14 protein-coding genes and 3 tRNA genes are annotated in these 13,036 nt (G+C 42.0%); 3 read left to right on the forward strand and 14 right to left on the reverse strand.

What is annotated here, in order from left to right; translation table 11 throughout:
* Positions 1 to 41: 41 nt before the first annotated feature.
* The 13 genes from N477_RS20085 to aspS form a co-directional block, all read right to left on the reverse strand.
* Positions 42 to 117 (reverse strand) — tRNA-Lys (locus tag N477_RS20085).
* Between the two features lie 22 nt (positions 118 to 139).
* Positions 140 to 215, reverse strand: a tRNA-Lys gene (locus tag N477_RS20090).
* Positions 216 to 239: 24 nt separating this feature from the next.
* Positions 240 to 315, reverse strand: a tRNA-Lys gene (locus N477_RS20095).
* Between the two features lie 151 nt (positions 316 to 466).
* On the reverse strand, positions 467 to 1,222 hold the full coding sequence (gene ybgF, locus N477_RS20100; protein ID WP_063361971.1) for a tol-pal system protein YbgF: 756 nt from the start codon (positions 1,220 to 1,222) through the stop codon (positions 467 to 469).
* Positions 1,223 to 1,239: 17 nt separating this feature from the next.
* Entirely contained in the window at positions 1,240 to 1,773 is a 534-nt protein-coding gene (gene pal / locus N477_RS20105; RefSeq protein ID WP_063361972.1) for a peptidoglycan-associated lipoprotein Pal, read from the reverse strand.
* Between the two features lie 41 nt (positions 1,774 to 1,814).
* Positions 1,815 to 3,173, reverse strand: coding sequence for a Tol-Pal system beta propeller repeat protein TolB (tolB, locus tag N477_RS20110; RefSeq protein WP_063361973.1), 1,359 nt, complete (start codon positions 3,171 to 3,173; stop codon positions 1,815 to 1,817).
* A 9-nt stretch (positions 3,174 to 3,182) separates the two neighbouring features.
* Positions 3,183 to 4,121 (reverse strand): cell envelope integrity protein TolA, encoded by a 939-nt coding sequence (gene tolA / locus N477_RS20115; protein ID WP_063361974.1) that lies wholly within the window; start codon positions 4,119 to 4,121, stop codon positions 3,183 to 3,185.
* On the reverse strand, positions 4,121 to 4,549 hold the full coding sequence (tolR, locus tag N477_RS20120; RefSeq protein WP_039607802.1) for a protein TolR: 429 nt from the start codon (positions 4,547 to 4,549) through the stop codon (positions 4,121 to 4,123). The genes tolA and tolR overlap by 1 nt, the downstream gene beginning before the upstream one ends.
* The gene (tolQ, locus tag N477_RS20125; RefSeq protein WP_039607801.1) at positions 4,536 to 5,240 is read right to left on the reverse strand and encodes a protein TolQ; all 705 of its coding nucleotides are present in this window, start codon (positions 5,238 to 5,240) and stop codon (positions 4,536 to 4,538) included. Before tolQ ends, tolR begins: the two co-directional genes overlap by 14 nt.
* Positions 5,241 to 6,059: 819 nt before the next feature.
* Positions 6,060 to 7,061, reverse strand: a complete 1,002-nt coding sequence (gene ruvB / locus N477_RS20130) for a Holliday junction branch migration DNA helicase RuvB (protein WP_046356427.1) — start codon at positions 7,059 to 7,061, stop codon at positions 6,060 to 6,062.
* 2 nt (positions 7,062 to 7,063) lie between these two features.
* Entirely contained in the window at positions 7,064 to 7,681 is a 618-nt protein-coding gene (gene ruvA / locus N477_RS20135) for a Holliday junction branch migration protein RuvA (RefSeq protein ID WP_063361975.1), read from the reverse strand.
* Between the two features lie 2 nt (positions 7,682 to 7,683).
* On the reverse strand, positions 7,684 to 8,205 hold the full coding sequence (gene ruvC, locus N477_RS20140; protein WP_046356426.1) for a crossover junction endodeoxyribonuclease RuvC: 522 nt from the start codon (positions 8,203 to 8,205) through the stop codon (positions 7,684 to 7,686).
* A 111-nt stretch (positions 8,206 to 8,316) separates the two neighbouring features.
* The gene (gene aspS, locus N477_RS20145; protein WP_063361976.1) at positions 8,317 to 10,098 is read right to left on the reverse strand and encodes an aspartate--tRNA ligase; all 1,782 of its coding nucleotides are present in this window, start codon (positions 10,096 to 10,098) and stop codon (positions 8,317 to 8,319) included.
* A gap of 195 nt (positions 10,099 to 10,293) precedes the next feature.
* Here aspS and N477_RS20150 point away from each other — a divergent pair, with 195 nt between their 5' ends.
* Positions 10,294 to 11,142: a DUF72 domain-containing protein gene (locus tag N477_RS20150; RefSeq protein ID WP_063361977.1), complete on the forward strand. Its 849-nt coding sequence runs from the start codon at positions 10,294 to 10,296 to the stop codon at positions 11,140 to 11,142.
* Positions 11,143 to 11,598: 456 nt separating this feature from the next.
* On the forward strand, positions 11,599 to 11,739 hold the full coding sequence (locus N477_RS26155) for a hypothetical protein (protein ID WP_155731971.1): 141 nt from the start codon (positions 11,599 to 11,601) through the stop codon (positions 11,737 to 11,739).
* Between the two features lie 283 nt (positions 11,740 to 12,022).
* Here N477_RS26155 and N477_RS20155 read toward each other — a convergent pair whose 3' ends face one another.
* On the reverse strand, positions 12,023 to 12,442 hold the full coding sequence (locus N477_RS20155; RefSeq protein WP_063361978.1) for a GFA family protein: 420 nt from the start codon (positions 12,440 to 12,442) through the stop codon (positions 12,023 to 12,025).
* A gap of 66 nt (positions 12,443 to 12,508) precedes the next feature.
* On the opposite strand from N477_RS20155, the gene N477_RS20160 reads away from it, so the two are divergent.
* Positions 12,509 to 13,015 carry a M48 family metallopeptidase gene (locus tag N477_RS20160; RefSeq protein WP_063361979.1) on the forward strand — a complete coding sequence of 169 codons (507 nt, stop codon included), beginning with the start codon at positions 12,509 to 12,511 and terminating at the stop codon, positions 13,013 to 13,015.
* Positions 13,016 to 13,036: the final 21 nt, after the last annotated feature.

The following is a 13,036-nucleotide window of genomic DNA, read 5'->3' on the forward strand; positions in this document are numbered from 1 at the left end:
TGAGCTAATGACCCGCTCGGGGATATGAATAACACTTAAAATGGTGGGTCATGATGGACTCGAACCATCGACCAATGGATTAAAAGTCCACTGCTCTACCAACTGAGCTAATGACCCGCTCGGGAAATTTTAAGCTTAATGGTGGGTCATGATGGACTCGAACCATCGACCAATGGATTAAAAGTCCACTGCTCTACCAACTGAGCTAATGACCCGCTCATATCAAAATTAAGCAAAAGTGGTGGGTCATGATGGACTCGAACCATCGACCAATGGATTAAAAGTCCACTGCTCTACCAACTGAGCTAATGACCCACTCATTGCAGCAAGATGTTTATAACGTATCGCCTGCTGCGGGCGCTTATAATACTTATTTAAAATTCTAGTGCAACTGAATTACGCTGTTTTTTTTAAATTTTATGCCTAAGCGCCTATTTTTACACCACAGTGTTCACAAAGCAGCTTATTACAGCTTAGATAAACGCTCTGTTGCTAATTTTGCAGCAGTGGTGCTTGGGTATTCTTTTATCAGCGCATTGAACAATTCTGTCGCTTTTGCCTTGTCTCCAGCATTCGCAGCCAATGTGCCAAGCTTCAACATCGCATCAGGACGCTTATTTGAGTCAGGGAACTGCTCAACAACAATGGTAAAGTGCTTAATCGCTTCAGCAGGCTTACTTTTTATAGATTGTAGCTGGCCTAACCAATAATGCGCATTAGGAATATATACTGACTCTGGGAATTGTTGCAAAAAGCTTTGAAACTCTGGGATCGCCGCATCATAGCGCTTATCCTTCATGATCAGAGCAACCGCGCGATCATAAGCTTCATTCTCAGATAGATTAGAGCTTACCGCTTGCTCGCCGACAGTGGGAATAGCCGTCGCAGCAATATCAGATTTGGTCTGCTCATACACTTGGCTAACGCGGTTTTCAATTTCTTGATAAAGCTCACGTTGGCGCTGCAATACTTTTTCCAGTTTATAGCTTTGCTCGTCGGTAAAACCACGAACTTGGCTGACTTCGTCTTGCAATTGCTGCAACTGTAATTGTAGGTCTGCCTGCACTCGATTTCGATTTGTCATCATTTTTTCAAGTTCGGCAACGCGCTGTTCAAGCGACTTTTGATTATTTGCAGCATCATAAACAGTAGCGGGAGCTGCCAAAACCTGGGAGCTCCCGCTAAGAAAGATGATGGCTGCCAAAATAGTTTTCGGCTTCATAACATCTCTTGTCTAAATTAGTATACCAATACCGCGCGACGGTTCTTAGCAAAAGCTTCTTCTGTGCGCGACTTAACCATTGGCTTTTCTTCACCATAGCTCACTACAGAAATTTGGCTTTCAGAAACACCTAGGCTCTCAAGGTATTTAGCAACTGACTTACCACGGCTTTCACCTAGTGCGATGTTGTACTCAGGTGTACCACGCTCATCCGCGTGACCTTCAACAAGTACTTTTACACTTGGATTTTTCACTAGGAAGTCTGCGTGTGCTTGTAGTAACTCAACATATTCACTACGTACTGTAGAGCGGTCAAAGTCGAAGTATACGATTTGCTCTTGACGCAACGTTTCGTACTTCTCTTGTTGGATCTCTGCAGCTGTTTTTGGACGGTCAATTGTGTTTACATCAACCTTGTCATTGCTGTTTGAAGAAGCATTTGTCTGCTGGCTATCACCACCATCAACATTACCAGATGATGAGCTACATGCAGCTAAAGTCATTACAGGCAACGCTACCAATAAAGCCTTTAAAGTTTTGTTAAGTTGCATCGAGTATATTCCTATATCTTTATAAGTCTAACCAGTAAATATTACTGTAAAAACGGCGACCAGGCCGGTGCCTTCACTTGCCCGTCAAGTACTGGCAATCTCGCTTTAAAGCGACCGTCCATCGACACCAGGGCCAAAACCTGCTTATTATTATGCAGGGTACTGTAAATAATCATAGAGCCGTTCGGCGCAATACTCGGTGATTCATCGAGTCTCGTACGAGTTAACACCTGAAACAGCCCTGAATCAAATTCTTTCTTTGCTATATGGTACTGACCTAATGTGCGATTTACCATTACTAATTGCTTACCATCTGGCGTAATTGAACCCGCTAAGTTCATATCGCCATCGAAGGTGACGCGTCTAGATCTACCAGTATCTAAATTTAACTTATAAATCTGGGCATTACCACCCCTTTCAGACGTATACACAATTTCACGGCCATTTGGGTGCCAACTTGGCTCAGTATCTATACTTCTGTGCTTAGTTAAGCGCTTTTCGACGCGTGTTTCTAAGTCAATCAAGTACACCTCTGTCGCACCGCCTTTGTCTTTAGATAATACAACCAGCATTTGTGACCCATCTGGCGAGAACTGTGGTGCACCATTGATGCCTGAGTAACTGGTTAACTTTTCACGTTTACCAGTGTATATATCTTGAACATAGACCTGAGACTGACGATTTTCAAAGGTAACATACGCTAATTTATTGCCATCAGGTGACCATGCAGGTGACATCAGAGGCTCTTTTGAACGCAGTAATACTTGCTCATTAAAGCCGTCATAATCTGCAACCACAAGCTGATAAGGTTTATCTTGCTCTTCTCGCACAATCACATACGCAATTTTAGTTCTAAATGCGCCGCGCTCGCCAGTCAGTGCTTCATAAACAACGTCACTTATCTGATGTGAATAGTATCTAAATGAATCACTGTCGATCACGCTCTGACGACTTTCCAAAATATGGTCTTGGCTTTTCATTAACTTGCCGTTGCTCATCATACGCGTTTCACCGCCTGTGATCTGCGCACGTAAAACATCGATCAACTCATATTTTACCAAATAGCGATTTGCTGGCTGTTGGGTGATAGTACCCACAATAATCGCTTCAACACCTAAATTAACCCAGGCGTCATAGTCTACTTCTTCATCTGTGGTTGGCAGTTGCGGCATCTGATCTTCCGATACCGCTTTAAACTTACCACTGCGCATTAAATCTGCTGCAACAACCGAACTAATCTCTGAAGGGGCTTCACCGTTACCGATGTATTTAAATGGCACCACACCTAACGGGCGTGCACTGTCAACGCCCTCAGTGATGACAATTTCTAACGCCGCATGGACAAGTGTTGTCATACTGAAAGCAAAAACCAGAACTATGTTTTTTAAATGCTTTAACATGGTTTTCCTTTAAAGATTGGGTTTAATCGTTAAATTAATATTCTTAAGTTGTTCAAACACATCTTTGTCTTTTGAAACAGGCAATGTATCTGCCATGCGAACGGCCCGCAGTGCCGCTTCACACACTAACTTATCTCCGCCTAACGAATTAGCCTGCGTAACCAAACCATTGAAGCCTAAACGAATGTTCAAACGACACTGCTTACCCTTCATTTTTTCGTCTATTAATAGGTTAGACTGAATACGCTGCATTATCAGGGCTTTATATTTGTCCACTTCACCAAGTACTTGTTGCTGCCTGACTTTGGCGCGCGCCGCCTGTTCTTGTGCTAATTGCTCCTGCAATAATTGCTCTTGCAAGGCTTTTTGACGAGCTTGCTCAGCGGCTTCAGCTTTGCGTTTCGCCTCTTCTTCTTGGCGTTTTCGCTGAGCTTCAGCTTGCCTTAAACGATCCTCTTCAGATTTACGTTTCTCAGCTGCCGCTTTTGCAGCTTCCTCAGCTTGTAGCCTTTCTTTTCTGGCCTTTTCTGCATCAGCGCGCTGCTTTTGCTCGACCTCTCGGGCTTTTTTCGCTTGCGCTTCAGCTTTGCGCTTTTCAGCCAGCTTAGCTTGACGTTGCTGTTCAAGCTTTTTAATGCGCCTTGCTTCCGATTCACGATCTTTGCGTGCTTGTACCGCGCGACGCTCTAAATCACGGATACGTTTTTCTTCTGCACGCTTTTGAGCATCTTCAGCTTGCTTGAGCTCTGCAATTTTGCGCTCGACTGCACGCTGGTCCACAGAAATCGCTGAAACCGCTTTTTCCTGCTCTTCTTGCATAACTGGGTTTAATTGCACCTGCATTACCGTGGGCTTAGACATTTGCAAATTAGCTGAAACAAACAACATACCCGCTAACGCGATGTGAAGCAGAAACGACTTGATAATTCCGCTTGTTAACGCATCCATTAATTATCCTCAAACGATTTAGTCATCAGGCCAACAGACGGCACACCGGCATTTTTCAAAAAGTCCATAAGTAACAAAACTTCTTGATATGAAACTCGACCAGAACCTTTGATCATCACTGGCGTATCCGGATTTTGCTGCAGCTTTAATTTAATTACCGCAGCCACTTCAACAGCATCCATCGGTGCTTCAGGATCGGTACCGACAGACACATAATAACGACCTTCTGCATCGATACTGGCAATAATCGGCGGTGCATCTTTAGTCTCGACTAAATCAGACTCCTGCATTTGTGGTAAATCCACTTTGACACCATGGGTAATAAGGGGTGCTGTCGCCATAAAAATGATCAGCAACACCAGCATGACATCAATGTAGGGAACAACATTGATCTCTGCAACCGGTCTTCTTTTTTTAGGCTGATACATTGGCTTTTGTCTCCACTAATGTGGCAGCTTGACGATGTAAGATATTGGCAAACTCTTCCATAAAGTTGGCGTAGTTTACTTCAAGCTTTTCAACGTGTTTTGCGAATCGGTTATATGCCATTACCGCAGGTATCGCGGCAAATAAACCCATCGCTGTTGCAATTAGTGCCTCTGCAATACCCGGCGCGACCATTTGTAGCGTTGCTTGCTGCACATTACCCAAAGCAATAAATGCAGTCATAATACCCCAAACCGTACCGAATAGACCGATATAAGGGCTAATGGAGCCAACAGTCGCTAGAAAAGACAAGCTGGTTTCTAGTTTTTCTACTTCACGGGATAAGGCAACACGCATAGAACGATGCGTGCCATCTAAAATCATGTTCGCCGAGCCTGTATTATTCTTTTTATGTCTTGCAAATTCTTTGAACCCTGCCACGAACAGTGCTTCTAACCCTTTAGAACTTCCTGAGCGTGCGGTGATTTCGTTGTATAATTTGCCTAAGTCCATACCTGACCAAAACTGTTGTTCAAACTTTCGGGCTTCGCTTTGCGCTTCTGCTATCACCGAACGGCGCTGGAATATAATCGCCCATGATGCGATGGACATACCAACGAGTGTCAGCATAACAAGTTGAACCAACACACTGGCTTCTAAAATTAGATCGATGAAATTTAAACCCGATTCCACGTTTTAACACTCCTAATAATATTGTGTACCCGGCATGGCGCCTTTAAACAGATAGACTTCAAGCACGACAAAAGGTTCAGGTAGTTTAACCACACAAATAAGGCCTTACAACGACAAAGCTATAAAATTAGCTTAAATGTCGATAAATAGCACAATGTCTAAGTTAGCAAGACTTTTATAACCCCATATGTTTGTTTCGGTATTTAAATCATTTTATTTACCGCTTTCACTGATTAATTAACATTTTTATTCCTAACCATCAGAACAAGCGTAATTATTTACTCAGAATGCATAAAGTAAGGGATTTATTCACTTTGCACGAATAAATGCTCAAAACATCATTGGTAATACCAATTAACAACAAATTATCTAATATTCACATTTTGCGCATAAATAATACAAAGCCAATAAAATCATATAGATACAAACATTAATATTCGTATATTTTACCAATGTAAAAAATGGTAAATAGGATTCGCATTAGTTATTTTTATCTGAAAGATATAATTTTTCTAGTTTGATAATAATCCATAAGATCTCTAATATACACCCTGTACTGAGCGCACTGCTTAACGCAATGCAAAGCCAGTTACCGAGTGATAGAGTTCTGATTTACTCTGTTGCTTTTGATGAGAACCTTTTGGATAAAACCTTAACAGACTCATCAGTTCCCTGGATTACTTCCTTCAACTTGTTGTTTTCGCCCGCACATATGTGCGGGCTTTTTTTTGTCTGAAATTTAATTTCAGATTGAAGGGCTAGCAAATTCAGATGAATACAATCAAAAAAGCCATCGTAAATACGATGGCTTAATCGACGTTATTCTTTAGAAAGGTCAAAATGTAGATACGCCCGGTCAGAGACTATCCGTCCTCTCGGCGTACGTTGTATAAAGCCTTGTTGAATAAGATAAGGCTCTATGACATCCTCTATCGTCTCTTTCTCCTCACCAATTGCCGCTGCGAGGTTATCAAGACCCACAGGTCCACCAGTAAACTTCTCTATAATGGCCAGCAAATACTTTCTGTCCATATAATCAAAACCACATTTATCCACATCAACCATATCTAATGCTTGGTTAGCAATGGTTTTATCGACGCTGCCATCTCCTTTTACATCAGCAAAATCACGGACACGACGTAACAGGCGGTTTGCGATCCTCGGCGTACCGCGTGCCCTTTTGGCAACTTCACGGGCGCCTTCTTCGGTTGTTTCTAAATTTAAAAAATGTGCAGAACGGCTGACAATTTGTGACAAATCATCCACTGAGTAAAACTCAAGCCTTTGCACAATACCAAAACGGTCTCTGAGCGGTGAAGTCAAAGAGCCCGCTCTAGTCGTCGCACCGACCAATGTAAATGGCGGTAAGTCCAACTTAATAGAACGTGCAGCAGGCCCTTCACCGATCATGATATCTAATTGATAGTCTTCCATCGCGGGATATAAAATCTCTTCCACTTGCGGACTGAGACGATGGATCTCATCAATGAATAACACATCACCTTCTTCAAGGTTGGTCAACATCGCTGCCAAATCACCCGCTTTTTCGAGTACAGGGCCTGATGTTGTTTTAATATTCACGCCTAGCTCATTAGCAACAATATTCGCAAGGGTTGTTTTACCTAATCCTGGCGGGCCAAAAATCAACAAGTGATCCAGCGCCTCTTCACGTGTGCGCGCAGCTTCAATGAAAATCTCCATTTGCTGCTTTACATGAGGTTGACCTGTGTAGTCACTCAGTAGCTTTGGGCGAATCGCTCTATCAATTTGTTCTTCGTTACCCTGAACTTCGGGTTCGATTAGTCTGTCAGCTTCTATCATAATTACATCATAGACCTAAGCGCTTCTTTAATAATGGTTTCAGTATCTAAACCATCGCCTTTTACTGCTTTAACTGCTTTTTGTGCCTGAGCAGCCTTATAGCCCAGGGCCAGCAGCGCCGCAATGGCATCATCAGCCGGTAAATTGCCCACAGTAGGATCGTCCTGCGGCGGGATAACGGCATTATCACTAAATGGCGTAAACAAGTCATGACCAAAGTCTTTTAACTTGTCTTTCATTTCTAAGACTAGACGCTCTGCAGTTTTTTTGCCTACACCAGGGATTTTAACTAACGTGGATGCATCACCATGATTAACACATTGCACAAATTGCTCAGCTGACATACCTGACAAAATAGCGAGCGCAAGCTTAGGGCCCACACCATTTGCTTTAATCAGCTCTCTAAATAAAGCACGCTCTATTTTGTTATTGAAACCAAATAATAACTGGGCGTCTTCACGAACAACAAAGTGTGTGAAAATCGCTGCTGGCTGACCCGTACTTGGCAGCTCGTAGAAACAAGTCATCGGCATTTGTACTTCATAGCCTACCCCATTTACATCAATGAGAATTTCTGGCGGCTGCTTTTCTAATAAAGTACCACTGAGTTTACCTATCATAATTATCTTAACCTTCCACGAACTGTTTTTTTAGCATTGCCTGCTAAGCGAATTAAGTTTTGTTCAGAGTGTGCATGACAAATTGCAATTGCCAATGCATCGGCAGCATCTGCTTGTGGAGTACCCGGTAATTTTAAAATGCGTTTTACCATTTCTTGTACCTGAGACTTATTTGCTCCACCAGTGCCCACCACAGCCTGTTTGATCTGCCTTGCCGAATATTCATGTACAACCACATCTTGCATAGTGGCTGCAACAATGGCGGCACCTCTAGCTTGTCCAAGCTTCAGCGCTGAGTCTGGGTTATGTGCCATAAATACTTGCTCAATCGCAAAGCTGTCCGGAGAAAACTGTTCTATCAACTGACTAATACCTTGAAAGATCATTTTTAATCGAGTCGGAAAATCATGCTCTCCAACTTTGATACAGCCGCTGCCTAAATATTTAAACTTTGCACCTTGGTGCTCAATAACACCATAACCTGTAAATCTCGAACCAGGGTCTATGCCCAAAATAACTGCCAAGGCACTGCCCTCTTTGCTTTTTTCAACATCATGCCAAAATACTGTATGGATTTCCAGTTGTTAAACAAAAAAGGCGGCCATTAAAGCCGCCTTTTCAAAGTAAGTCAGTGATTACTGCTCTTCACTTTGCTCTTGCTGTGCTTGTACTGCAATTGCAAGCTCAGTCAGTGCATCAGGGTTTGCAACACTTGGTGCATTCGTCATCAAACAAGACGCCTGAGTTGTTTTAGGGAATGCAATCACGTCACGAATATTATCTGTACCACATAGAAGCATTACTAGACGGTCAAGACCAAACGCTAAACCAGCATGTGGTGGTGTACCATACTTCAATGCATCAAGTAAGAAACCAAACTTATCTTGCTGCTCTTGCTCTTCAATACCTAAGATTCTAAATGCTGCTTGCTGCATTTCATTATTGTGGATACGAACAGAACCGCCACCGACTTCATAGCCGTTAAGAACCATATCGTACGCATCAGAAATAGCCACAGCTGGATTTGCTTCTAACTCTTTTGCGCTGATGTCCTTCGGTGCTGTGAACGGATGGTGTACCGCGTGCAAGTTACCTTCGTCATCTTCTTCAAACATTGGGAAGTCAACAACCCAAAGTGGCGCCCACTTGTTCAGATCAGTGATCTCTCTTTCTAAACCTACTTTCAGACGCAATGCACCCATTGCTTCGTTCACCACGTTGCGCTTGTCCGCACCAAATAGAATGATGTCACCCGTTTGCGCGTTTGTGCGCTCTAGTAATGCGCTGATCACATCTTCGTTTAGGAATTTAGCGATAGGTGATTGCACACCTTCCATACCGGCTTCACGGTCATTAACCTTCATCCAAGCAAGGCCTTTCGCACCATAAATACCTACAAACTTTGTATATTCGTCGATTTGCTTACGAGATAACTCAGCGCCGCCAGGGACTGTTAGTACTGCAACACGACCTTTTTCATCGTTAGCAGGGCCCGCTAGAACTTTGAACTCTACATCTTTAACAATATCAGCAACGTCAATAAGCTCTAATGGGTTACGTAAGTCAGGCTTGTCTGAACCAAAACGACGCATCGCTTCAGCATATGGCATGGTTGGGAACTCACCAAGATCAACGTTCAGTAGCTCTTGCCACATTTCACGGATCATACGCTCGGTGACTTCACGCACTTGATCAGAACTCATGAATGACGTTTCTAAATCGATTTGGGTGAATTCTGGCTGTCTGTCAGCACGTAAATCTTCATCACGGAAACATTTTACGATTTGATAATAACGGTCGAATCCAGACATCATTAACAACTGCTTGAACAGCTGTGGTGACTGTGGCAATGCGTAGAAGCTGCCTTTGTGAACACGACTTGGAACTAAGTAATCACGCGCACCTTCAGGCGTTGCTTTCGTCAGTACTGGTGTCTCAATGTCTAGGAAGTCATTAGTATCTAAGAAACGACGCACGAAACTTGATGCTTTTGCACGTAGCTTTATACGATCGCTCATCTCTAAACGGCGAAGGTCTAAATAACGGTACTTTAGACGACGCTCTTCTGAGTTTTGCTGGTTAAAGTCTAACGGCAAAGGCTCAGAACGGTTAATAATCTCAAGGCCTGTGCCCAAGATTTCAACTTCACCGGTTGCCATGTCTTTGTTAACTTGGCTGTCAGGTCTTGCACGCACACTACCTGTCACTTTCACACAAAACTCTTGACGCAGCGTATTTGCAACGTCCATCAAGCCTTCAACTTCTGGGTCAAAAACAACTTGAACCAAGCCTTCACGGTCTCTTAAGTCGACGAAAATTAATCCACCTAAGTCACGGCGCTTATTGATCCAACCACATAATTCGACTTCTTGACCTACGTGGTCCTTATTTAAATTTCCGCAGTATATAGAGCGCATATCGTTCCTATTTGCTTAGGCTTGCATGAAAAAGTGCTATCCAGCCTATAGCTATCGTAATTAACAAAAATAATCGCCAATTATATAAAACTGGGGGGCTTTGTCATCCTTATAAAGCAAGGAATCTTCGCAAAGTTGATTTTTTTAGGTACTCTCAATTTGTTAAACTCGAAAAAAACACTAATGAAGAGAACTATGTTGTATTTAGGTTGCCCACAATGGAGCTCATCGCACTGGAAAGGACGGTTTTTTAGTCAGCACTGTAGTAATGCCAACATGCTCAGTGAATATGCCACCATGTTTAATAGTGTTGAGGGCAATACAACGTTTTACGCTAACCCAAAACCTGACACCGTTTTACAATGGAAAAGTGCCGTCTCTGATGACTTTAGGTTTACTTTTAAGTTACCTAAGCAAATATCTCATGAGCTAGCTCTGCAAAATTGTCACAAAGAACTAGAGTCGTGGTTAACCCTCTTTGCGCCACTATTCGAAAAAATAGGTATGGTCATGCTGCAATTACCAGCCAGTTGTGGACCCGAGCATCTCCCAAGGATACAAAACTTTGTCGCTCAATTACCCAGTGAACTTTGTTTAGGTATAGAAGTACGCAACCTAGCTTTTTTTCGTAAAGACGATAATGAAAAACGCTTAAACCAATTTTTGATGAGTAAAGACATTAACCGCATCATGATGGATACGCGCCCTTTATTTAGCGAAACGCCAAGCACACCGGCGATTGAAGATGCACAGCGTAAAAAGCCCAGAGTCCCTGTCAACGTCATTGCGACCGGAGAGCGACCTATGTTGCGTTTTGTAGGTTGCTCTGCGCTAGAAAATAATCGTCCTTTTTATCAGCCTTGGATCAAAAAGATCCATACTTGGATAGACGCAGGTAAAGAGCCCATCGTATTTTTCCACACTGCGGACAATTACAACGCGCCATTGTTAGCGCGACAATTTATTCAAGACTTAGGCATTGAGCACAAGGTGCTACTGCCTTTCCCTGCAGAAAAGCAACCACAACAACAAACATTATTGTGAAATTTGACAACTCTAACCTAAGATGGCTTGCTGGATTTGGTTTTAAGAAAAATAGTGATAGTGAAGCAATAACAATGAGACTAAAACTACAAAAAAAAGAGTAAAAACTTTATCCTATGACAATGCTAGCTTGCCTGAAGCGCAAACCCATGGTGTTGCAGACGGAAAATCTGGGGAGTGAATCACGCGCCTCTAACTGTTGCGCGTTAGATACAATTACACACTAACCAGCGTCCATTAATGCTGCTCCTAAATTATCAACTAGCCTAAACAAGCTCATTTCGAGTCATTCAATCCTTGGTTAACAGTCCAATCACTTAATTTTTATCATGAAGTACTCTAATCTTTTACGTAAGACAACAACTTCAGTTAACACTCCTAGCGTTATATTTGACAGAATAATTATAAAGTGGCAATGTAAATTTAGATTTAATAACAACAATGAAGGACCCGAAAATGTTACCAAAACTACAAAAAAAGCAATTTAAAACATTATCTTATGACAAGCTACATTTACCTAAAGTACTAACTAAAAATATTGCTGGAGGTGAGAGTAGCGTATTTACTGCTGGTACATCTTGTTGTCCTGCTTTGTAAGGAACAACCCTATAGCTGAGTGCTTCGCACTCGCCTTTATATTACAGAATTACAATCAGCTATTTTAGTCACTGCATAACACAATTGCTCCTTAAACAAGCTCATTTCTGCCATTTATCCATTGATATGATGTGCAATAACTTAGTATCTGGCTGAACGTACTCCACCCTTTTTTGTCAAATAACAGCCTGAGCAGCAATCTTTATTGTGACATTCATCACTTCCACCTTAAAACAGGTTTTGCGTATAAAGAGAATGCTAACACTCTCTATATGATATGTTCCTAAGGTTTGCTATTCATCCGCCCCGGTTCAAATTCTTCATAATGGGGGATCTTGGCATTTACTTGATCCCAATTCGCTTTTGAAGCCATAAAATTATGGGATTCAGGACGTTCATTAATGTCAGAATCTAGAATGCCGAGTCGAATCCGTAGCTTTTCGGGTAAATCCGCATTGGAGCTAAACAGAGGAGATGCACAGTTACGACAAAAATGCCGTAACCTGCCAGGTTTAAATGCGTAAGCATTTACCAGCTCTTGACCAGTGACGATTTTCAATGAGGATATATCAATAAACCCATTTGTCGCATAGGCAGTACCACTTGATTTACGACATAAGGAGCAATGACAATGAATGATATTGTCAATAGACCCATTAATCTCTAATTGTACACCTTTGCATAGACAGCTTGCTTTATACATTTGCATTATCCTTGCGCTATAATTCTGCGCTAGATTACCTATTAAAAGACCAAAAACACAATACAAATGCAGCAATTAAAGTATTTTCAACACTATCCTGACAGCTTACAAGCACAAATTGCTTCTTTGATAAAAGAGCATAAATTACAAAGCTATTTCAAAAATAAATACCCATGCAGCCACCAACTACAAAACCAGCAAGCGCTGTATCAATACTGTACTGATATTAAGCAGCGCTTTTTGAAAAATACCCCAAGATTAAATAATGTCAGCTTCACTAAACATACAGACATGATGAAAGGGACGCTTGGCACACACACTCACAAACAGCATCGTCATGGCCAAAAACTCAAAGCACGTTACGACATAGCTTTAAACAACCAACTGAAATACGCGCCCGAAGCCATATTACGCGCACTCATTGTTCACGAATTAGCGCACTTTAAACATGCCGAACATGACAAAGCATTTTATAAACTGTGCTGTAACATGGAGCCCGATTATCATCAATTAGAGCTAGATTTACGCCTTTTTATCGTCTTAGACGAGTTAGCACTTAACTTTTATAAATGATCTAAAGTAAAGTAAATCTGT

The sequence above is a fragment of the Pseudoalteromonas luteoviolacea H33-S genome (genome assembly GCF_001625695.1).
In the GTDB taxonomy this organism is placed as follows: domain Bacteria; phylum Pseudomonadota; class Gammaproteobacteria; order Enterobacterales; family Alteromonadaceae; genus Pseudoalteromonas; species Pseudoalteromonas luteoviolacea_B.

Coding starts and splice junctions, on each gene's coding strand:
- N477_RS20160 (WP_063361979.1), top strand. CDS start 12,509: ATGCAGCAATTAAAGTATTTTCAACACTATCCTGACAGCTTACAAGCA.
- tolA (WP_063361974.1), bottom strand. CDS start 4,121: ATGGATGCGTTAACAAGCGGAATTATCAAGTCGTTTCTGCTTCACATC.
- ruvA (WP_063361975.1), bottom strand. CDS start 7,681: ATGATAGGTAAACTCAGTGGTACTTTATTAGAAAAGCAGCCGCCAGAA.
- tolB (WP_063361973.1), bottom strand. CDS start 3,173: ATGTTAAAGCATTTAAAAAACATAGTTCTGGTTTTTGCTTTCAGTATG.
- N477_RS20150 (WP_063361977.1), top strand. CDS start 10,294: ATGTTGTATTTAGGTTGCCCACAATGGAGCTCATCGCACTGGAAAGGA.
- ybgF (WP_063361971.1), bottom strand. CDS start 1,222: ATGAAGCCGAAAACTATTTTGGCAGCCATCATCTTTCTTAGCGGGAGC.
- N477_RS26155 (WP_155731971.1), top strand. CDS start 11,599: ATGTTACCAAAACTACAAAAAAAGCAATTTAAAACATTATCTTATGAC.
- pal (WP_063361972.1), bottom strand. CDS start 1,773: ATGCAACTTAACAAAACTTTAAAGGCTTTATTGGTAGCGTTGCCTGTA.
- tolR (WP_039607802.1), bottom strand. CDS start 4,549: ATGTATCAGCCTAAAAAAAGAAGACCGGTTGCAGAGATCAATGTTGTT.
- N477_RS20155 (WP_063361978.1), bottom strand. CDS start 12,442: ATGTATAAAGCAAGCTGTCTATGCAAAGGTGTACAATTAGAGATTAAT.
- aspS (WP_063361976.1), bottom strand. CDS start 10,098: ATGCGCTCTATATACTGCGGAAATTTAAATAAGGACCACGTAGGTCAA.
- ruvB (WP_046356427.1), bottom strand. CDS start 7,061: ATGATAGAAGCTGACAGACTAATCGAACCCGAAGTTCAGGGTAACGAA.